Annotated in this window: 19 protein-coding genes; 10 read left to right on the plus strand and 9 right to left on the minus strand. The window is 62.5% G+C overall.

The genetic code is table 11. The features are described from left to right. Position 1 precedes the first annotated feature (1 nt). From rfbA to rfbC, 4 genes are read right to left on the minus strand one after another with little or no spacing between them, the layout of a single operon-like run. A complete protein-coding gene (gene rfbA, locus RXV86_RS21840; protein WP_316302688.1) occupies positions 2-877 on the minus strand; it encodes a glucose-1-phosphate thymidylyltransferase RfbA in 876 nt (291 codons plus the stop codon). Beyond that, positions 874-1,716 carry a dTDP-4-dehydrorhamnose reductase gene (gene rfbD / locus RXV86_RS21845; RefSeq protein ID WP_316302689.1) on the minus strand — a complete coding sequence of 281 codons (843 nt, stop codon included), beginning with the start codon at positions 1,714-1,716 and terminating at the stop codon, positions 874-876. Before rfbD ends, rfbA begins: the two co-directional genes overlap by 4 nt. After that, positions 1,713-2,762 (minus strand): dTDP-glucose 4,6-dehydratase, encoded by a 1,050-nt coding sequence (gene rfbB / locus RXV86_RS21850; RefSeq protein ID WP_316302690.1) that lies wholly within the window; start codon positions 2,760-2,762, stop codon positions 1,713-1,715. The genes rfbD and rfbB overlap by 4 nt, the downstream gene beginning before the upstream one ends. Positions 2,763-2,774: 12 nt before the next feature. Then, a complete protein-coding gene (rfbC, locus tag RXV86_RS21855; RefSeq protein WP_316302691.1) occupies positions 2,775-3,329 on the minus strand; it encodes a dTDP-4-dehydrorhamnose 3,5-epimerase in 555 nt (184 codons plus the stop codon). Between the two features lie 145 nt (positions 3,330-3,474). Here rfbC and RXV86_RS21860 point away from each other — a divergent pair, with 145 nt between their 5' ends. After that, positions 3,475-4,467, plus strand: coding sequence for a glycosyltransferase (locus RXV86_RS21860; protein ID WP_316302692.1), 993 nt, complete (start codon positions 3,475-3,477; stop codon positions 4,465-4,467). 23 nt (positions 4,468-4,490) lie between these two features. Here RXV86_RS21860 and RXV86_RS21865 read toward each other — a convergent pair whose 3' ends face one another. After that, positions 4,491-5,318 carry an ABC transporter permease gene (locus RXV86_RS21865; RefSeq protein ID WP_316302693.1) on the minus strand — a complete coding sequence of 276 codons (828 nt, stop codon included), beginning with the start codon at positions 5,316-5,318 and terminating at the stop codon, positions 4,491-4,493. 246 nt (positions 5,319-5,564) lie between these two features. Here RXV86_RS21865 and RXV86_RS21870 point away from each other — a divergent pair, with 246 nt between their 5' ends. After that, complete coding sequence (locus RXV86_RS21870; RefSeq protein ID WP_316302694.1) at positions 5,565-6,680, plus strand: sugar transporter; 1,116 nt, start codon at positions 5,565-5,567, stop codon at positions 6,678-6,680. A gap of 16 nt (positions 6,681-6,696) precedes the next feature. Beyond that, entirely contained in the window at positions 6,697-7,350 is a 654-nt protein-coding gene (locus RXV86_RS21875; RefSeq protein ID WP_316302696.1) for an ABC transporter ATP-binding protein, read from the plus strand. A 114-nt stretch (positions 7,351-7,464) separates the two neighbouring features. Here RXV86_RS21875 and RXV86_RS21880 read toward each other — a convergent pair whose 3' ends face one another. Continuing rightward, positions 7,465-11,139 (minus strand): M10 family metallopeptidase C-terminal domain-containing protein, encoded by a 3,675-nt coding sequence (locus RXV86_RS21880; RefSeq protein WP_316302697.1) that lies wholly within the window; start codon positions 11,137-11,139, stop codon positions 7,465-7,467. A 305-nt stretch (positions 11,140-11,444) separates the two neighbouring features. On the opposite strand from RXV86_RS21880, the gene glf reads away from it, so the two are divergent. The 5 genes from glf (at position 11,445) to RXV86_RS21905 (ending at position 15,121) form a co-directional block, all read left to right on the plus strand. After that, positions 11,445-12,581 carry a UDP-galactopyranose mutase gene (glf, locus tag RXV86_RS21885; protein WP_316302698.1) on the plus strand — a complete coding sequence of 379 codons (1,137 nt, stop codon included), beginning with the start codon at positions 11,445-11,447 and terminating at the stop codon, positions 12,579-12,581. 13 nt (positions 12,582-12,594) lie between these two features. Beyond that, complete coding sequence (locus RXV86_RS21890; protein WP_316302699.1) at positions 12,595-12,972, plus strand: hypothetical protein; 378 nt, start codon at positions 12,595-12,597, stop codon at positions 12,970-12,972. A 242-nt stretch (positions 12,973-13,214) separates the two neighbouring features. Next, positions 13,215-13,832 carry a tail fiber protein gene (locus tag RXV86_RS21895; RefSeq protein ID WP_316302700.1) on the plus strand — a complete coding sequence of 206 codons (618 nt, stop codon included), beginning with the start codon at positions 13,215-13,217 and terminating at the stop codon, positions 13,830-13,832. A gap of 30 nt (positions 13,833-13,862) precedes the next feature. Further along, complete coding sequence (locus RXV86_RS21900) at positions 13,863-14,483, plus strand: tail fiber protein (RefSeq protein WP_316302701.1); 621 nt, start codon at positions 13,863-13,865, stop codon at positions 14,481-14,483. A 20-nt stretch (positions 14,484-14,503) separates the two neighbouring features. Further along, on the plus strand, positions 14,504-15,121 hold the full coding sequence (locus RXV86_RS21905) for a tail fiber protein (RefSeq protein ID WP_316302702.1): 618 nt from the start codon (positions 14,504-14,506) through the stop codon (positions 15,119-15,121). 136 nt (positions 15,122-15,257) lie between these two features. On the opposite strand, the gene kdsA is transcribed toward RXV86_RS21905, so the two are convergent. After that, positions 15,258-16,088: a 3-deoxy-8-phosphooctulonate synthase gene (gene kdsA / locus RXV86_RS21910; RefSeq protein ID WP_316302704.1), complete on the minus strand. Its 831-nt coding sequence runs from the start codon at positions 16,086-16,088 to the stop codon at positions 15,258-15,260. Continuing rightward, positions 16,085-16,885 (minus strand): manno-octulosonate cytidylyltransferase, encoded by an 801-nt coding sequence (locus RXV86_RS21915; RefSeq protein WP_316302706.1) that lies wholly within the window; start codon positions 16,883-16,885, stop codon positions 16,085-16,087. The genes kdsA and RXV86_RS21915 overlap by 4 nt, the downstream gene beginning before the upstream one ends. Positions 16,886-17,065: 180 nt before the next feature. On the opposite strand from RXV86_RS21915, the gene RXV86_RS21920 reads away from it, so the two are divergent. Further along, positions 17,066-17,479, plus strand: a complete 414-nt coding sequence (locus RXV86_RS21920; protein WP_316302707.1) for an SMI1/KNR4 family protein — start codon at positions 17,066-17,068, stop codon at positions 17,477-17,479. A gap of 73 nt (positions 17,480-17,552) precedes the next feature. On the opposite strand, the gene RXV86_RS21925 is transcribed toward RXV86_RS21920, so the two are convergent. After that, the gene (locus RXV86_RS21925) at positions 17,553-18,518 is read right to left on the minus strand and encodes a KpsF/GutQ family sugar-phosphate isomerase (RefSeq protein WP_316302708.1); all 966 of its coding nucleotides are present in this window, start codon (positions 18,516-18,518) and stop codon (positions 17,553-17,555) included. Positions 18,519-19,149: 631 nt separating this feature from the next. Here RXV86_RS21925 and RXV86_RS21930 point away from each other — a divergent pair. Next, positions 19,150-19,895: hypothetical protein (locus RXV86_RS21930; protein WP_316302709.1), on the plus strand; the 746-nt coding region annotated here is incomplete at its 3' end.

The raw sequence follows: 19,895 nt of genomic DNA on the forward strand, positions 1-19,895 counted from the left end.
TTCAGGTATCGATCCGGCTCATCAGGTAGTTGCCGTATTCATTCTTGGCAAAGCTTTCGGCGCGGGCGCGCAGGTCATCGGCACTGATCCAGCCCAGGGCATGGGCAATCTCGTCCGGGCTGCCCACCTGCAACCCCTGCCGTTCGCTCAGCGTCCGCACGAAGTTCCCTGCATCGAGCAGGCTGGCATGAGTGCCGGTATCGAGCCAGGCATAGCCGCGCCCCATCTGCTGCACATTCAGCAGCCCATCCTTTAGATAGCTTTCCAGCAGCGAGGTGATTTCCAACTCGCCACGGGCCGAGGGTTGCACCTTGCGAGCCCGTTCCGGCGCCGTGCCATCAAGGAAGTAGAGCCCGGTTACCGCATAGTGCGACGGCGCCACCTCGGGTTTCTCGATGATCGCGCGGACCGTGCCGTCGGGGGCAAAATCCACCACACCATAGCGTTCGGGATCGGCGACGCGATAGCCAAAGACCGTGCCGCCGGTCGGGGCCGCATCCGCCTTGGCCAGAACTTCGGGTAGCCCATGGCCAAAGAAGATGTTGTCGCCCAGCACCATCGCCGAGGGTGCGCCATCAAGAAACTCTTCGGCCAGGATATAGGCCTGCGCCAGCCCGTCGGGCGAGGGCTGTTCGATATAGGTCAGGCTCAGGCCCCATTGGCTGCCATCGCCGAGGGTGCGTTTGAACTGGTCCTGGTCCTGCGGCGTGGTGATCACGGCGATCTCGCGGATGCCGCCGAACATCAGCACCGAAAGCGGGTAATAGATCATCGGCTTGTCATAGATCGGCAGTAGCTGTTTCGAGATGCCGATGGTGATCGGGTAAAGCCGTGTGCCGGAGCCGCCAGCGAGGATGATGCCTTTGCGTTGTGTCATTGGGTCAACTCTTTCACGATATCTGCCAGGGCGGCTTTCCAGTCGGGGCGGGAAATGCCGAAATCAGTCTCTATTGCGCTGCAATCGAGCCTCGAATTGAGCGGTCTTTTCGCCGGTGTCGGGTAATCCGAGCTCGGGATGCCGGTAATATCCACATCCCGCCCCGCGCAGGCAAATGTTTCGCGCGCGAAACATTCCCAACTGGTGTCGGGCGCGCCGGAAAGATGGTAGATCCCGCCGCCCTGCCCCGCAACCATCGCGCCCGCCATGGTTAGGAGTGCCTCGGCAATGGCGCCAGCCGGGGTCGGTCCGCCGATCTGGTCGTTGACGATGGACAGCGCATTGCGGGTTTCCGAGAGGCGCAGCATGGTTTTGACGAAATTGCTGCCATGGGCCGAGAACACCCAGGAGGTGCGCAGAATGGCCCAGTTGCCGCCTGCATCCATCACGGCGCGTTCCCCGGCCAGTTTCGACCGGCCATAGGCACCAAGCGGCGCCACCGGGTCGGTGGGCGCCCAAGGGGCTTCTCCGTCGCCGGCAAAGACGTAATCGGTGGACACATGCAGGAAGGGAATGCCAAGCGCGGCGCATTCACGGGCCATTGCCCCCGGCGCATCACCGTTGATGACGGTGGCCAGCGCCTCGTCCTCTTCGGCCTTGTCGACCGCCGTGTAGGCGGCGGCGTTGATCACCACGTCCGGGGCGTGGGCGCGAATGGCCTTGGCGCAAGCTGCGGGGTCGGACAGGTCGGCCTGATCACGCCCCAGGGCCGTTACGCTGGCGCGGGCCTGCATTTCGGTGGCCACCTGGCCGGTCTTGCCAAAGACGAGGATCTTCATTTGCCCGTCCCCAGCCGTTCACCCACGCCCTGACGGTCCTGCAACGCCCGCCACCAGTTTTCGTTGTCGAGATACCACTGAACCGTCTTCTCCAGCCCCTCCTCGACCGTGACCGAGGGCCGCCAGCCCAGCTCCTGGCGGATGCGGGAGGGATCAATGGCATAGCGCGCATCATGGCCGGGCCGGTCGCTGACGAATGTGATCTGATCAGCGTAGGAGCCCGACGGTTTGGGGCGCTTTTCATCAAGGATGGCGCAGAGGGTTTTGACCAACTCGAGGTTGGTGCGTTCATTCTCGCCACCGATATTGTAGCTGCGCCCCAATGCGCCCTTTTGCACCACCAGGAGAAGCGCATCGGCATGATCCTCGACATAGAGCCAGTCGCGAATGTTGCTGCCATCGCCATAGATCGGCAAGTCCCTGCCCGCCAGCGCGTTGAGGATGATGACGGGGATCAGTTTCTCGGGGAAATGATAGGGCCCGTAATTGTTCGAACAATTGCTCAATACCACCGGCAGCCCGTAGGTCTCGAACCAGGCGCGCACCAGGTGATCGCTGGCGGCCTTCGAGGCGGAGTAGGGGCTGCGCGGGTCGTAGGGGGTGTCTTCGGTGAACATCACCGATGGGTCATCCGGCAAAGAGCCATAGACCTCGTCGGTCGAAATATGGTGGAAGCGGAAACTCTCGGGCTTGCCCTGGTCGGTCCAGTATTTCCGCGCCGCTTCAAGCATGTTGTAGGTGCCGGTGATGTTGGTCTCGATAAAATCGCCCGGCCCGTCGATCGAGCGATCCACATGGCTTTCGGCAGCCAGATGCATCACCGCGTCGGGCTGATGTTCGCCAAACACCTGATCCAGCGCCGCGCGGTCGCGAATATCGGCCTGCACAAAGACATATCCCGGCATCTCCGCCACCGAGGCCACGTTCTCAAGACAGGCGGCATAGGTCAGCGCATCAAGATTGACCACCTGGTGCCCGCGCGCCATCGCCAGCCGCACCACCGCCGATCCGATAAACCCTGCTCCACCTGTGACCAACAGTTTCATGGGCAGCGCTCCTCAGGCAAACGGGGTCTTGAGCCCGGCCAGCCCCGGGGCGGCGGCGTCCTTGTCGGACAGGACAGGAGTGATCCCGGCAAGCGGCCAGTCTATGCCGACCTCCGGGTCATCCCAGCGAAGCGCCCCTTCGGCCTCGGGCGCATAGATGTCCGAGCATTTGTAGAGGATCTCGGTCTCGGGCTCGAGGGTCATGAACCCATGGGCAAAGCCCTTGGGTACCAGCATCTGGTGGCCGTTCTCGAAACTCAGCGTGGTGCCGAACCAGTGCCCATAGGTGGGGCTTGCGGCGCGAATATCCACCGCCACATCAAACAGCGCGCCGCGACCACAGCGCACCAGCTTGTCCTGGGCATGGGGCGGGGCCTGGAAATGCAATCCGCGCACGGTACCGCGGGTCTCGGACAGGGAATGGTTGTCCTGCACGAACTCGATCTCGATCCCGTGTTCGGCCAGCCGGTTGCGATTGTAACTTTCGCTGAAAAATCCCCGGTGATCGCCAAACCGGGGGGGCGTGATGATCAGCAGCCCCTCAAGAGGTGTCTTGTCGATTTGCATGGGCCTGCCTCTGGGGAATGCTCGGTTTTTCCGCCGCCATGATACAGCGATACATCAGCAATGGGCAGGAAAGAGAGCGAAAGTTTGACACTCCTGTGCTTTTATGACCTTTCGCTTGGCGAAAGACAGACAAGCGGAGCGCAATGTGAGCGAGGCAGAACAGGGGGCAGGGCAGGGGCGCCTGGTGGCGGTGGTGGTCACCTATAACAGGCTCGACAAGCTGCAGGTGACGCTGGCGCATCTGTTGGCCAGTCCGGCCTCGGACCTGCACCGGGTGGTGGTGGTCGACAATGCCTCAAACGACGGCACGCAGAGCTGGCTGGCGGGGCAGGAGGATCCACGCCTGCATGTCATTCGCAGTGAAATCAACGGCGGCGGGGCAGGGGGGTTCGAGAGCGGCATGCGCGAAGCGGTGGCGCTTTATGACCCGGATTGGCTGGTGGTGATGGATGACGATGGCTATCCCCGCGAGGGCGCGCTCGCGGCGTTTCACCAGCAGGACCTGAGTGGCTGGGACGCGGTTGCCGCGGCGGTCTATTTCCCCGAAGGTGAGATCTGCGAGATGAACCGCCCCTCGCGCAACCCGTTCTGGCACCTGCCGATCTTCCTGCGCACGCTGGTGCGCCTCGGTGGGCGCAGCGGCTTTCATCTCGACCCGATGGATTACCACGCCCATGTCGGGCCGCGCCCGGTGGACGTGGCGTCCTTCGTTGGCCTGTTCCTGTCGCGCAAGGCGATTGCCCGGGCGGGCTATCCCGACGGGAGCCTGTTCGTTTATGGCGATGACGGGCTCTATACGCTGGGCCTGACCAAGGCGGGCGGGCATATCGCCTTTCACCCGGCCGTCACCTTTGCCCATGACTGTTCCACCTTTGCCGGGCAGCGCGGCCGGTTCCGGCCGCTGTGGAAGGTCTATTACTACCACCGCAACCTGCTGCTTTTGTATCGCGAGGCGGCGGGCTGGCTGTTCTGGCCATTGCTGCTGGTGATCCTGCCGAAATGGCTGGCCAAGCTGCGACACCACGGTGGCGAGCGCGGTGTTTTCCTGCGGCTTCTGGGCCGGGCAATTCGCGACGGGCTGGTCCGGCGGACGGGGCAGGATCACGCCGAGATCCTGAAGCTGGCAGAGTTCAATTAGGCTCTAACCCGGCATAAACAGGCTCAATCGTTCAGGATATCGCGGTGATAGCGGCCCAGAAGGATCAACCCCATGGTCAGGCAGATCAGGCCGAACCCGACCGCATAGGCCGGGGCCAGGTATTCGGGTTCATACATCGGGTAGAATCCCATCCGCATGTAACCCGTGACATGCATCAGCGGATTGTACCACAGGATATCCTGCGCCATCTGCGGCAGGTCCTCGTAGATGTAGAAAATGCCCGAGGCCAGGAACAGTGGCCGGGTGAAGATCGACCAGACCATCTCCCAGGTGGGCATCAACCCGATCAGGGCGCAGTTCAGCACCCCGACCCCGAGGCCAAGGATCATCGCCTGTCCAATGGCCACCAGCATCGGCTGGGCATCCAGCACCACCCGCGTGTCCGCCACCGCCAGGATGCCGGCCAGAAGCAGGTAGGTGACCAGGATGCCGGTCAGGCTGTTGAGGATGAACCGGGCCAAGACCGCATCGACCCATGTGACCGCAGGATAGAACAGCAGCGGCTTTGAGAAACTGATCGCCCGCGAGATCGTCAGCGACAGGGATTGATAGAGATTGAAGGGCAGGTAGCCGGTTGCGTAGAACAGGATGAAACTGCTGCCCAGCGACGGGCTGCGCAACAGGAGCGAAAACCCAAGGCCCAGGACGATGATGCTGCCCAGCGGTTCCAGGATGGCCCAGACATAGCCCCCCGGCGAGCGGCCATAACGGGTCGACATCTCGCGCAGGACCAGCGCCATGACGGTGCGCGGCGTGGCAAACGGCCGAGTTGTTCCCGGTCCCGCCGTTGGCAGGGGCGTTGGCAGGGACGGATCGGTGGGGGCTGACATGCTGCAACTGGTCCTAGCGTTCGATCCTGCGATTATGTACAAGAAGACAGCGGTTTTCAAACCGGCAGGACCCGAGGCAAGTTTTTGACCGATAACGCAAATACCACGACGGATTCAGCTGAAAGGCCGCGGTTGAACCTGTCGCTTCCCAGCTCCGGAAAAGCGGGAAAACCCGGTGGTCCCGGCCGGAAAAAGCCGCCCGCGCCTCCGGTTGTCAAGATCCGCCCCCTGGCCGAACCGGCCCGGATGAAGCGGCGTCATTGGGGGCTTCTGGTCAGTTTCCTGATCCTGGTCCTGCTGCCGCTGGCCCTGGGGTCCTTCTACATGTTTTCCATTGCCCGCGATCAGTACAGCTCGACCGTGGGCTTCACCGTGCGCAGCGAGGAAGGCGCCAGCGCCTCTGACCTGATCGGCGGGCTGACCCAGTTCACCAGCGGGGCAGGCACCGGCACCGATGGCGATGTGCTTTACGAATTCATCCAGAGCCAGGAGATCGTCGAACGCATCCAGACCCGGGTCGATCTGGCCGGTCATTACTCCGAATACTGGCGGAAGGATCCGCTGTTCTCGATCTGGCCCGATGCCACGATCGAGGACCTGTTGTGGTTCTGGAAACGGGTGGTGCGGATCTCCTATGACCAGTCTTCGGGCCTGACCGAGTTGCAGGTGCTGGCGTTTGATCCCGATATGGCCCGGACGATTGCGCAGGAAATCCTGACCGAGAGCCAGGAAATGATCAACGCGCTCAACACCGCGGCGCGCGAGGACGCGATGCGCCATGCCCTGGCCGACCAGGAGGCGGCGCTCGGGCGCCTGAAAGAGGCGCGCGAGGCCCTGACCCGCTATCGCACCCGGACCCAGATCGTCGACCCCGAGGCCGATATCCAGGGCCGGATGGGGGTTCTCAACAACCTGCAGCAACAGCTGGCCCAGGCGCTGATCGACCATGACCTTCTGACCGAGAACGCCAGCAGCGCCGACCCGCGGGTGACCCAGGCCCAGCTCAGGATCGACGTGATCCGCGAACGGATCGCCCGCGAACGCGACTCCTTTGCCAGCGATCAGCCGACCCAGGACAGCGGCCGCGAGGATTACCCGACCCTGCTGGCCGAATATGAAAGCCTCGTGGTGGACCGCGAATTTGCCGAGGAAACCTATCGCGCCGCCCTGGCGGCGGTCGAGGCGGCCCGGGCCAAGGCCGCGCGGCAGAGCCGTTACCTGGCGGCCTATATCCAGCCAACCAGGGCGCAAAGCTCGGAGTTCCCACAGCGCCTCATGATCCTGGGGCTCATGGGGCTCTTGCTGGTGCTGAGCTGGGCCATCCTGGCGCTGGTCTACTATTCCATCCGCGATCGCCGGTAGATCTGCGGGGCCGGGGATGATCCGTTTCGAGAACCTGACCAAGAGTTTCTGGGTCAACGGCACCCGCAAGGTGGTGATCGACAATCTCGACGCCACCCTGCCCACTGGCAAGTCTCTGGCGCTTCTGGGGCGCAACGGGGCCGGAAAATCGACCCTGTTGCAGATGATTGCCGGCACCATGCGGCCCGATCACGGCCAGATCGTGTCGGATGGCACGATTTCCTGGCCGGTGGGATTCGGCGGCTCGTTTCACCGCGAACTGACCGGGGCGCAGAACGTGCGCTTCATCGCCCGCATCTACGGGGTCGACACCACCAGCCTTATCCAGTTCGTTCAGGATTTCGCCGAACTGGGAAAACATTTCCACATGCCGGTGCGCAGCTATTCCTCGGGGATGCGCTCGCGCCTGGCTTTCGGTACCTCGATGGGGATCCGTTTCGACACCTACCTGGTGGACGAGGTCACGGCAGTGGGCGATGCCAAGTTCCGCCGCAAGAGCCGCGCCGTGTTCCGTGAGCGGATGAAGACCTCAAGCGCCATCCTGGTCAGCCACGAGATGAACCAGGTGCGGCAGTTCTGCGATTCCGGCATGGTGCTGGAACATGGTCGCATCAGCTATTTCGACGATCTCGACGAGGCCATTGCACTGCACCAGGAGCTGATGGCCTGACGTCCGGCGATACCCGCACTGGCGGCGGGGCAGGGGGTGTGATCACAAGTTTATATGTGATCACAAATCCAGGCGTCGGACCTGCGCGCCGGGTTTTTCTCTCTGCGCCTCAGGTCACAGGAAGTCCGATTGTTCCAGATCGGTGATCCCCTCCAGCGTGATGATCATGTCGAGCCCACCCGCATCGATGACCCCGTCACCGTTCACGTCGACCCAGAGCTCGCCATCCGAGCCACGGATGACCAGCACGGCCTCTCCGGCCTGCCCGCTGAGCGCTGCCAGGGCCGCAATGTCACCAGCAAACTCACCCAGATAGGAGGTGAAGCCAAAGACATCGAGCACATCGGTGCCGCGCTCGAAATCGGTCACGGTGTCGGTGCCGATCCGGTTGACACCATCATCGATCGAGTCGCCATTGCCGAAGACGAAGGTATCGGCCCCGGTGCCGCCGGTCAGCACGTCGCCATCGCCGCCGCCATTGAGCGTGTCATTACCGCTGCCGCCATCAAGCGTGTCGTGCCCTTCATTGCCGCGCAGCGAGTCATTGCCCGCCCCGCCATTGAGCGTGTCGTTACCGCCCGCTCCGGTGAGCGTGTCATTGCCGCCCCCGGCGGTCAGCTGGTTGGCCGCCCCGTTGCCGGTGAGCTGGTCATCGCCGCCGCCGGTGATGACATTCTCGATGCCGGAGAGGCTGTCCAGGCCATGGCCGGTGTTCTGGGCGCCTGTGGTGCCGAGGTTCACGGTGGTATTGACCGGCCCGACATAGAGCGCGGTGTCGATGCCGCTGCCGCCGTTGAGCACATCGTTGCCGGCATCGCCGCGCAAGGTGTCATTGCCGGCCTCGCCATTCAGGGTGTCATTGCCGCCCGCCCCCGAGACGCTGTCATGCCCGCCCCCGGTGCTGATATGGTTTCCGACGCCACTGCCGGTGATTGTGTCATTGCCGCCGCCGGTGATGACATCCTCGATGCCCAGGAGCTGGTCGAGGCCATGGCCGGTGTTCTGGGCCCCGGTGGTGCCGAGGTTGACGGTGGTGTTGACCGGCCCGACATAGAGCGCGGTATCGATGCCGGTGCCGCCGTTGAGCACATCGTCTCCGGCATCGCCGCGCAGGGTGTCATTGCCGGGTCCGGCGGTGAGGGTGTCGTTGCCGCCGGCGCCCTGCAGCGTGTCACTGCCCGGTCCCGAGGTCAGCTGGTTGGCGGCACCATTGCCGGTGACCTGGTCGTTGCCGCCACCGGTGGTGACGTTCTCGATGCCCAGGAGCTGGTCCATGCCATGGCCGGTATTCTGGGCCGTGGTGGTGCCGAGGTTCACGGTGGTATTGACCGGTCCGACATAGAGCGCGGTATCGATGCCGCTGCCACCATTGAGCACATCGTCTCCGGCATCGCCACGCAGGGTGTCGGTGCCGGGCCCGGCGGTGAGGGTGTCGTTGCCGCCGGCGCCCTGCAGCGTGTCACTGCCCGGTCCCGAGGTGAGCTGGTTGGCGGCGCCATTGCCGGTGAGTTGGTCATCGCCACCACCGGTGGTGACGTTCTCGATGCCCAGGAGTTGATCGAGGCCATGGCCGGTGTTCTGCGCCGTGGTGGTGCCGAGGTTCACGGTTGTGTTGACCGGTCCGACATAAAGGGCGGTGTCGATGCCGGTGCCGCCGTTGAGCGTGTCATCCCCGGCATCGCCGCGCAGGGTGTCATTGCCGGCCTCGCCGCGCAACGAGTCATTGCCGCCTGCGCCCTGCAGCGTGTCGCTGCCCGGCCCGGCGGTGAGCTGGTTGGCGGCGCCATTGCCGGTGATCTGATCATCGCCGCCGCCGGTGGTGACATTCTCGATGCTGATGAGCTGATCGAGGCCATGGCCGGTGTTCTGGGCCCCGGTGGTGCCGAGGTTCACGGTGGTGTTGACCGGTCCGACATAAAGCGCGGTGTCGATGCCGGTGCCGCCATTGAGCGTGTCGTTGCCGGCATCGCCGCGCAGGGTGTCGTCGCCGCCATCACCCTGGAGCGAGTCGTTGTTGCCGGCGCCCTGCAGCGTGTCATTGCCGCCAAGGCCCAGGATCGTGTTGGGATTGCCGTCGCCCACCAGGTTGTCGGGGCCGGGGGTGCCGGTGATTGTGCCCGTGCCGTTCAGAAGCTCGGCGGCGGTGACGGTGCCGTCGGTGAACTCGAAATTCTCCACATTGCTGTAGGTGTCGGTGCCAAGCGCCGAGATCACCTGGATCTGGCCGCCGCCGAGGTCGGTGGCGGTGACGCTGGCGCGGGTCACGTCGAGCACGGCGGTGTCATTGCCCGCCCCGCCATCGACCGTGTCGTTGCCGCCATTGCCTTCCAGGCGGTTGCCCGCGCTGTTGCCGGTGATCTGGTCATGGCCGGAGCCGCCAATGGCATTTTCAATGATGGTGCCGCGGGCGATGGCGAAATTGTTCTGGTACCCGGCGACATCCGACAGGGTTTCCGGGCGCAGGTCGATGCGCTGGCCCACGCTCACCGGGCTCAGGTCCAGCGTGTCGTTGCCGCCGCTGTCATGGATGGTCATCCCGATCGAGCCACCGGTATAAAGCGCAGGGTTGGCCGGGGCGCCGTCGAACATGATGGCGAACAGGTCGCCCAGCCAGCCCCCGACATTCGAATTCGCCCCCCAGGTGGTGTTGCCGGTATAGGCATTGGGCGTGCCATACATCCCATGCACCGCCACCAGGTCGGCGATCATCGGTGAGATCAGGTTGACATCGCTGCCCGACACGTTGGGATTCTCCACGGTCGAGAAATAACTCATGATCGTGGCCTGGGTGCTATCGTTCAGGTAGAGATTGTCGATCCCGTAGGTGGCGCTTCCGTCATAGGGTCCGGCATGGCCCAGCCCCAGGGCGTGGCCGATCTCGTGCAGGTAGGTGATGAAGGAATAGCTGTCGATCGTGGTGCCATAGGTGGCCAGCCAGCCGGTGCCGACATTGACGCTGGATTGCGAAATGATCCCGGTGAGCGGGTTGAACGAGGACGGCCCGGCAAAGGCGCCGCTCTGGTCGTCGTCAAAGACGATATGCGCCGAGGCCGAGCTGGTCCGCGTGAAGGTGATGCCAAGCGCATTTCCCCAGGTTTCCAGCGCCCATTCCGCCAGCTGCTGCCCTTCGGCGGTCAGCGCGTCGATATTGTAGGTCAGCGTGCCGCCAGCGGTGACCGCGAAATGCAGCGGCGCGGTCCGGCCCCAGTCGAACTCGGTCAGGTAGGTGGCGACCTCGTCGATGGTGAAGGTGTCATAGGATACCTGCAGCGTGTAGGTGCCGGTTGAGTCCACCCATACGGAGCCGCCATTCCCATCGGGGACATAGCCGCTAAAGCCGCCCACATTGATGTAATAGGTGCCGGTGGCCGTGGCGGTGAACTGGATCGCCGAAAAATAGTTTCCCGAAGAGACATCGTCATTGAAGGCAATCTCGTTGCCGGCGCTGTCATGCACCCTGAGCGTGGTGTCCGACAGTCCGACAGCCGATCCGCCGGTGCCCCAGACCCAGAACACATAGCTCTGTCCGGCCACCAGGTTGACGGCGACCCAGTCCTGGTCGGCGCCGCTGGAGATTGCGCCGTTGAACGTGTCGCCCACCGACACGGTATAGGTGGTGGCGGTGCTGGCGGCGGCATCGCCCGCCTCGGTATAGGTGGCCTGGGCATAGGTGACCTGTGTCGTGAGCGTTGCTTCGGCAACCGATGGGCTCAGCAGATCGCTGGCCGCGGCCAATGTTCCGGGAAGGGGAAATATGTCCAACCCACCTGCAAAACGGTCAATATTCATGTCACGACTGGTACAGATCAGGCACATATCGGGTCCTTTTCAATCGGTTGGTCGGGGTGTTCCGCCATGGTTGTGCAATGCCTTGGGCGTTCCGGAAAAACGTGAATCGGCCATTCCCGCGTAACGCTTTCATACGGGCCATACAAGATGACCTTGAGCCCCGCCCTGATATGCGCGGGATATGGCAATAATCGGGCAGCGGAGGATTGCCACCCCGGCAGGGTGGGATGATTGCCATTGTCGCGATGCCATGGGAAAAGCGGTGGCAGAAATGGTGTGGTGAGACAGGCAGAGGACGGGTGCCCTTGGATATTCTTCTTGTCGGGGCGGGCCTGAGCGGGGCGGTGATTGCCCGGGTGCTGGCCGAGGCCGGGCACCGTGCCACGGTGATCGACGCGCGGCCCCATGTCGGCGGCAACTGCCATACCGAGCGTGACGGCGACACCGGGGTCATGGTGCATGTCTACGGGCCGCATATCTTTCACACCGATGACGAAGGGGTCTGGGATTACGTCAACCGCTTTGCCCGGTTCCGGCCCTATCGCAACCGGGTCAAGACCACGTCGCAGGGCCAAGTCTATTCCCTGCCGATCAACCTGCACACCATCAACCAGTTCTATGGGCGCACCCTGCGCCCGGACGAGGCCCGTGCCTTCATCGAGGCCCAGGCCGACCGCAGCATCAGCGATCCGCAGACATTCGAGGAACAGGCGCTGCGCTTTGTCGGCCCCGACCTCTACGAGGCCTTCTTCAAGGGTTACACGATCAAGCAATGGGGGCTGCACCCGTCCGAGCTTCCGGCCGCGATCCTCAAGCGTCTGCCGGTGCGCTTCAACTATGACGACAACTATTTCTTTCACCGGTTTCAGGGCATGCCCGAGGAGGGCTATACCGCGATGATCGAAGGCATCCTCGATCACCCCGGCATCACCGTGGACCTGAACCGCAGCTTCACCCGCGATCAGGCCGCAGGGTTTGATCACATATTCTATTCCGGCCCCTTGGACGGGTATTTCGATTATGAGCTGGGGCGGCTGGGCTATCGCACGCTCGATTTCGAACGCTTCACCTATGATGGCGATTACCAGGGCTGTGCGGTGATGAATTACGGCGAGGAAGAGGTGCCTTATACCCGTATCACCGAGCACAAGCATTTCAGCCCCTGGGAAGAGCATGACGGCTCGGTCTGCTATCGTGAGTTCTCGCGCGCCTGCGATGAGGGCGACATTCCCTATTACCCGATCCGTCAGGTCCGCGAAAAGGCGCTGCTGTCCGATTACGTGGCCCGGGCCGAGACCGAAAGCGGCGTGACTTTCGTGGGGCGGCTGGGCACCTATCGCTATCTCGACATGGATGTGACCATCCGCGAGGCGCTGGATGCCGGGCAGATGTTTCTTGCAAAGGGCGGTGACATGCCGGTGTTCGCCGTGCCGCCGCTATGATGGGTTTGATGTGATGCGGCATATGCTGATCGGTGCACTGTTTGTCCTGTCGCTGGTTGCCTTGTCACCGGGGGCAGGGATGAAAGGAAATGCCATGGCCAAATCTTCCGACCTGGATGTCACCTGCAAACCGGCCCATGCCAAGGTCCGGCTGCCCGATACGCTGTGTCCGCTGTTTCAGGCGCGCCTCAGGGCGTTGCGGCCGGGATGGGCCGGGGGCGATCTGACGCTGGTCGTGGGCGATGCCACGGCCCGCAGCTTCATGGCCCATATCGAGGCGCCGGGCTGGCAGGGCGATCCGCGCGCCGCCATGCTGTCGGGCGGACAGCTGAGCGAAGATCAGATCATCCGGATCCTGGACGAGCTGATCGCAGGCCTGCCCGGCAACTGATCCGGATTCCGGGTGTAGCCAGCCTGGGGGCCTGCCGGTGCCGCTCCCCAAAACGCATATTAAATCCTTGTTTTGTGATGGGCTTGGGGGCATCCTGCCTGCGAAGCGTTTTTGTAACTATTATTTTTTCAGGCCCCGGATCCGGGCACGCCAGGGATGGTTTCATCAGTATTTAACGAACGCTTTTTCCGGGGTTTCCGACGAGGGGTCGGACACGAGATTTCAAGAAAGGATATTGTAAGGTGAGACATTTCTTGACGATGAAAGTCAAAACCGCCGCACTGGCGCTGTCGGCCTGCCTGCCGGCCGCCGTGGCCCAGGCGGATGCCGACCCGATGCTGGGGGATTTGATGCCGGTGGGCTTCAATTTCTGTCCCCGCGGCTGGGCGGCGGCCGACGGGCAGCTCCTGCCGATCAGCTCGAACCAGTCGCTCTATTCGCTGCTGGGCACCATGTATGGCGGTGACGGGCGCACCAGTTTTGCCCTGCCGGATCTGCGCGGCCGGATGCCGGTCCACAATGGCACCGCCAGCTTCGGCAGCTATACCCAGGGCCAGCGTGGCGGGGCCACCACGGCGACGATGACGATCCAGACGATGCCGGCGCACAGCCACCTGGTGAACGCCACCAACGCCCAGGGCGACAAGCTGGGGCCGGGCGGCGATTACCTGGCCGATCCCAACACCAATGATCCCAATACCGAGCTGCATATCTACCACGACGGTGGCGTCGGACAGCAGATCATGAATGCCGCGATGATTTCCAACACCGGCGGCAGCCAGACCTTTGGGGTTCAGGATCCGTTTCTGGCCGTGAACTGGTGCATCGCCCTTCAGGGCATTTTCCCGTCGCGCAACTGATCGCCCCCTCGGTTTGAAGGAACAGACAAGATGAAATTTGGACGACATACTTTGAAATCTGCGGCTGTGCTTGCGATTGCAGGCTTGGCTGCGGCAACCGCACCCGCCAAGGCCGGCCCGCTGATCGGCGAGGTCCGCGCCTTTGGCGAAAACTTCTGCCCCCGCGGCTGGGCCCGGGCGGATGGCCAGTTGCTGGCGATCTCGTCGAACACCGCGCTGTTTTCGATTATCGGCACCATGTATGGCGGCGACGGCCGCACCACGATGGGGTTGCCCAACCTGATCGGGCGCGTGCCGCAATCGCAGGGCACCGGTCCGGGACTGGCCCATGTGAGCATGGGCCAGCAGGGCGGGGCGCCGACCCGCACGCTGAGCGTGGCGCAGATGCCCGCGCATAACCATATCGTGAACGCCACCAACGCCCAGGGCAACAAGCTCGGGCCGGGCGGCGATCTTCTGGCCGATCCCAACACCAACGATCCCAACACCGAGGTTCATATCTACAAGGATGGCAGCGCCACCCCGAACCAGGTGATGGATCCGGGCATGATCGGATCGACCGGCGGCTCGCAACCCATTGCTGTCCAAAGCCCCTACCTGGTGTTGAACTGGTGCATCGCCACGACCGGCACTTTCCCGTCGCGCAATTGATTTGCAGAAGGAATAGATCATTGAAAAACGCTTTGAAAACAACCGCTGCAATCTCGGCGCTCTGCCTGTCCGGGGCCATGGCGCCCTCGGGGGCCACCGCTGGCGATCAGCCTTATGTCGGTGAAATGATGGTGTTTGCCGGCAATTTCTGTCCGCGCGACTGGGCCGCCGCCGGGGGTCAGCTGCTGGCGATCAGCTCGAACCAGGCGCTTTTCTCGCTTCTGGGAACATACTATGGCGGCGACGGGCGCACCACCTTCGGCCTGCCCGACCTGCGCGGCCGCGCCCCGATTCATTACGGTCGCGGGGCCGGGCTTCCGGCCTACGTGATCGGAGAACGGGGCGGGGTTGAAGCCGTGACCCTGACCACCAACAACCTGGCCTCGCATAACCACCAGGTGCATGCGACCAATGCCCAGGGCAACAAGCTGGGGCCGGGGACCGACCTTCTGGCCGATCCCAACACGGGCGACCCCAATACCGAGGTTCAGATCTACAGCGACAAGCCCGCCAATGTGACGATGAGCCCGAACATGATTCAGAACACGGGCAGTAGCGTGGCCACCAATGTCGAAAGCCCGTATCTCGGCCTGCAGATCTGTATCGCGCTTTATGGGATCTACCCGTCACGCAACTGATCCAGACCAGATCAAAGCGCATTCCCGGCGTCAGCCGGGGATGCGTCTGCTGCGCCGGTTCAGGCTCAAAAATTATGCCGCATAATAGTTGTTATGTTAACTAAATTTCGACCCTGTTTCTCAGCAAACCCGCTTTTCACCCACGCTTGCGCAGATTATCGAACGCCCTGAGCTCGGCAATCAGTGCGCCCATCTGATCCACGGGGATCATGTTGGGCCCGTCACAGGGCGCATTGTCCGGGTCCTGGTGGGTCTCGATGAACAATCCCGCCACCCCCACGGCCACTGCCGCCCGCGCCAGCGCGGCGACGAATTTGCGCTCACCGCCGGAGGAATTGCCGCGCCCGCCGGGCTGCTGCACCGAATGGGTGGCGTCAAAGATCACCGGGTAGCCGGTCTCGGCCATGGTCGGCAATCCGCGGAAATCATTGACCAGGGTGTTATAGCCAAAGGATGTGCCGCGCTCGCAGAGCATGATCCGCTCGTTGCCGGTGCTCGCCACCTTCTCGGCCACGTTCCACATCTCCCAGGGGGCCAGGAACTGACCCTTCTTGATGTTGATCACCCGCCCCGTGTTACCTGCCGCCAGCAACAGGTCTGTCTGGCGGGACAGAAACGCCGGGATCTGGATCACGTCCACCACCTCTCCGGCGGCGGCACAATGCGAGGTCTCGTGCACATCCGTAATGATCGGGCAGCCAAAGGTCTCGCGCACCTCGTCGAGAATACGCAGCCCCTCTTCCATGCCAATCCCACGGGACGAGCCCAGCGACGAGCGATTGGCCTTGTCATAGGAGGATTTGAACACGAACCGCGTCCCCGTCTCGGCGCAGGCCTCGGCAATCTTCTCACCCATCATCAGCGCATGGTCGCGACTCTCCAATTGACACGGTCCGACAATCAGGAAGATCGGCTGGTCGTTACCGACGGTGATGTCACCGATCTGAAAAACCTTTGCCTCGCTCATGCCTCGCCCTCCGCCATCAAAATACTTTCGATCCGCGCCACATCCTCGGGATTGTTCAGCTCCCAGAACACCCGGCCCTTGCCTTCGACCTCGACGCACAACACCGGCACGCCGTTTTCCAGGAACCGCAGCTGCTCCAGCCCCTCATGCCCTTCAAGCCGCCCCGGCGCCCAGGTGACATAACGGGCCAGCGCATCGGGGCGATAGGCATAAAGCCCGACATGGTGGAACACCTCATCATAGGCGCTATCGGCCTTGTCAGGGTCGATATAGGGGATCACTTCCTTGGAAAAATAGATCGCCCGCATCCCGGTGCCAAACACCGCTGTTGTGCCCCCTACCCGGCCCGCCTTCCGGTCGGCGACGAAATGGGCATAGGTCTGCGCATCGCAGCGCAGAACCGGCGTTGCCATCTCCATGTCAGGCCGCTCGGCCATCGCTTTCACAAGGTCCTCGACAAACCAGGCCGGGGTTAGCGGGCTGTCGCCCTGCAGGTTGATCACCAGATCGGCCTCGATCCCCGCCACCGCCAGCGCATCGGCGCAGCGTTCGGTGCCATTGCGGCAGCTTTCCGAGGTCATGATCACCTGCGCACCGAACGCCTCGGCCGCATCGCGAATACGCTCGTCATCGGTGGCGACGTAAACCCCGTCGATCCCCGGCACCGCCATCGCCGCCTCCCAGCTGCGCCGGATCAGGCTTTTGGATTGGCCGTCGCGGTCCCGCAGCTCGACCAGCGGTTTACCGGGATAGCGTTGCGACGCATAGCGCGCCGGAATGATGATCACTGTTTTCATGGGCGTGTTCTGCGCCAGTTGCGCTCATGATGCAATGCTGTGGGTCTGAACGGGCTGGGATCAGCCGGGTATCCGGGGAGCATAAGGTCGGGGCAGCGGGACGAAGCTGCCTCTCACTATTCACAAGAGCAAACAAGAAAAACCATTGAACAAGTACCTTTCTCATGCCCTTGTTTCGATATGTCAAAACTCGATTCAACGGACATCGCTGTTCTTAAAGCGAAGCTAAATAAAGCATATGGAACCGCCCGGGGACCTGTAAGAGCTATTGATTCCGCCCAAGCACTCCCGGAAGATTACGTACACTTTCTAAGTGAAATCGGCGGCGGAACCATCGGGAAAATGTTCTTCGAACTCTACGATGAACCGCTTAGTTCAAGCTACATTTACGGTAACAATGCCGCTGACGATTTGAAGAGCCTGATTTTCATCGGCGATGACTACAACGGCTTTTGCGTAGCGCTCGATCCCAACAGAAATTGGGCTGTTGTTGAGGTCGACAAGCATTCGCTGGAGACTGAGGTACTCGCAGAAACACTTTTCGATTTCTTGATGAAGGATTGGCGGCTGGACCCGTCGGGCGAGCAAGTCTGAGACTCTGAGCTGGAATTACGGCAATTGTCACTTTGGGATCAAACCCAACATTCAGAACCACCACAACCCCGCCTCAGGCCACCCCGGCCCGCAGCAAATCATGGATATGCAGAACCCCCAACGGGCGGTGCTCCTGATCCACCACCATCAGCACTGAAATCTTGCGTTCGTTGAGCAGCGCCAGGGCCTGCGCCGCCAGCATGTCGGGCGTCACCGTCACCGGATCGGGCGTGGCGACATCGCGGGCCGTCAGCTGCATCAGCCCGTCGACATGACGGCGCAAATCCCCGTCCGAGATCACCCCGGCCAGCCGCCCGTCATCCACCACCGCCGCGATACCAAAGCTTTTCGAGGTCATGGTCAGAAGCACATCGGTCATCGCATCGCCCGGCGCACAAAGCGGCAGCGCCTCGGCCCCATGCATCAGTTCCTCGACCCGCATCAACTGTGCCCCCAGCTTGCCGCCGGGATGGAAGGTCTGGAAATCTTCCGGCCCGAACCCGCGCGCCTCCATCACCGCCACCGCCAGCGCATCGCCAAGCGCCAGCGTCAGCGTGGTCGAGGTGGTCGGCGCCAGCCCGATGGCGCAGGCCTCGGGCAGGTCCGGCAGAAGCAACCCGCAATCGGCGGCCTGCATCAGCGTGCTCTCGGGCTTCGAGGAAATCGCGATCATCGGCACCGAAAACCGCCTTGTGTAACGCAACAGATCGCCCAGTTCCGCCGTCTCGCCCGAGCGTGAAATCAGGATGCAGACATCATCCGTCGTCACCATCCCCATGTCGCCATGGCTGGCCTCGGCCGCATGCAGGAAATCCGCCGGGGTCCCGGTCGAGGCCAGGGTGGCGGCGATCTTGCGGCCGATATGGCCGGACTTGCCGATGCCCGCCACGATCACCCGGCCCGGTGCCTCGAGGATCATCTCGACCGCCTGCTCGAACCCGTCCGGCAGGGCCTGCGCCATCTGGCTCAGCGCCTGTGCCTCGGTCCTGAGCACCCGGATGCCGGTGTCGCGGCTGGTTGATGTTGTCTCGTCGCTCATGCCCGGTGCCCCGGCTCTGCCCCTGTCATGGTTTCCGATACACGCTCGCTTCCCCCAAGGCCAGAGCGGTGGCGGGGGATCGGGCCAGCGGGCGCTGCGTTAAGAAAAACCCTGCCTCTTCCCTGTCCCACCGAACGCCCGACAGATACCCGACAGATAGCAGACGGAGTCCAGCCCCCTGATTTTTTGCAAAAACCGCGCGTTTACCATTCGGAGCGGTCCGGTAAGGGCGGGGTAACCTGCCAGAACTGCAGGCCTGGAGGGATCACGGAGAAAATATGCAATCTCGAGACGGGTTTACACTTTTTGCAAGAAATCCTTAAGTTTTACTCGGTTCTGTCGTAAAATCTTGTTCATTGCCCGGCTTGTCGCGGGGCTGTGTATTTAGTTGATTGTTTTACTTGCTCTTTTTCGAGCATCACGGGAATCTGGAGGGCCCGAGAACGTTTCGGAAAGTCATTGTTTTCCAGCTCGGAATCACCGATTCTCGATGACAAGACGGTTTCAAGTGTATTGGTTCAAAAAATAGCTGCCCCGGCTGATTACCCCGGGAACGCGCAAATGGAATTGAATTGCAGCGCCTGGTCCCCGCGATAGCCAGAACCGCGCAACCCATTGAAAGGAGACAGAAATGTCTAAATTTAAGCCCACTCTAAAAGCCTGGCTTGGCGCCACCGCGCTGACCGCTGCGGCCAGCGTTGCCCAGGCCGATATTGTCCACCTCGATGATGTGATCGTCGATGGCAGCCTCTGCGTCGGCTTCGACTGTGTGAACGGTGAAAGCTTCGGCTTCGACACCATCCGGCTCAAGGAAAACAACCTCCGGATCAAGTTCCAGGATACGTCGGTCTCGGCCAGTTTCCCCACCAATGACTGGCAGTTGACTGCCAATGATACCTCCAATGGCGGTGCCAACAAATTCTCGATCGATGACATCGACGGCGGCCGCACCCCTTTCACGATCGAAGCCAGCGCCCCTTCCAATTCGCTTTACGTCGATGACGGTGGCCGCCTCGGGCTGGGCACCGCCACCCCGTCGGTCGACATCCACGCCGTCAGCGGCAACACCCCCACCCTGCGGCTTGCTCAGGACGGCAGTTCGGGCTTTGCTGCCCAAACCTTCGACGTGGCAGCGAACGAGACCAACTTCTTTATCCGTGACGCCACCAATGGCAGCACCCTGCCCTTCCGCATCCGCCCGGGCGCGCCGTCGAACTCGATCTACATCGATCCGGATGGCCGGGTCGGGATCGGGACGTCTTCACCGTCCTCCGATGCGGCACTGGATGTCCAGCGTAACGACGGCACAGCGCAAATCCTGGTCGAGGAAACCAACGCAACCGTCAACGGCCGGACGCTGCTGCATCTGCGCAACAA

Origin of the sequence: Aliisedimentitalea sp. MJ-SS2 (genome assembly GCF_032586155.1) — a bacterium.
Classification (GTDB): Bacteria; Pseudomonadota; Alphaproteobacteria; order Rhodobacterales; family Rhodobacteraceae; genus JAWHTC01.

What these genes read in the sequence shown, in the direction of transcription:
- rfbA (WP_316302688.1), bottom strand. Translation starts at nt 877, where the DNA reads ATGACACAACGCAAAGGCATCATCCTCGCTGGCGGCTCCGGCACACGG.
- rfbD (WP_316302689.1), bottom strand. Translation starts at nt 1,716, where the DNA reads ATGAAGATCCTCGTCTTTGGCAAGACCGGCCAGGTGGCCACCGAAATG.
- rfbB (WP_316302690.1), bottom strand. Translation starts at nt 2,762, where the DNA reads ATGAAACTGTTGGTCACAGGTGGAGCAGGGTTTATCGGATCGGCGGTG.
- rfbC (WP_316302691.1), bottom strand. Translation starts at nt 3,329, where the DNA reads ATGCAAATCGACAAGACACCTCTTGAGGGGCTGCTGATCATCACGCCC.
- RXV86_RS21865 (WP_316302693.1), bottom strand. Translation starts at nt 5,318, where the DNA reads ATGTCAGCCCCCACCGATCCGTCCCTGCCAACGCCCCTGCCAACGGCG.
- RXV86_RS21870 (WP_316302694.1), top strand. Translation starts at nt 5,565, where the DNA reads ATGAAGCGGCGTCATTGGGGGCTTCTGGTCAGTTTCCTGATCCTGGTC.
- RXV86_RS21875 (WP_316302696.1), top strand. Translation starts at nt 6,697, where the DNA reads ATGATCCGTTTCGAGAACCTGACCAAGAGTTTCTGGGTCAACGGCACC.
- RXV86_RS21880 (WP_316302697.1), bottom strand. Translation starts at nt 11,139, where the DNA reads ATGAATATTGACCGTTTTGCAGGTGGGTTGGACATATTTCCCCTTCCC.
- RXV86_RS21890 (WP_316302699.1), top strand. Translation starts at nt 12,595, where the DNA reads ATGCGGCATATGCTGATCGGTGCACTGTTTGTCCTGTCGCTGGTTGCC.
- RXV86_RS21900 (WP_316302701.1), top strand. Translation starts at nt 13,863, where the DNA reads ATGAAATTTGGACGACATACTTTGAAATCTGCGGCTGTGCTTGCGATT.
- kdsA (WP_316302704.1), bottom strand. Translation starts at nt 16,088, where the DNA reads ATGAGCGAGGCAAAGGTTTTTCAGATCGGTGACATCACCGTCGGTAAC.
- RXV86_RS21915 (WP_316302706.1), bottom strand. Translation starts at nt 16,885, where the DNA reads ATGAAAACAGTGATCATCATTCCGGCGCGCTATGCGTCGCAACGCTAT.
- RXV86_RS21920 (WP_316302707.1), top strand. Translation starts at nt 17,066, where the DNA reads ATGTCAAAACTCGATTCAACGGACATCGCTGTTCTTAAAGCGAAGCTA.
- RXV86_RS21925 (WP_316302708.1), bottom strand. Translation starts at nt 18,518, where the DNA reads ATGAGCGACGAGACAACATCAACCAGCCGCGACACCGGCATCCGGGTG.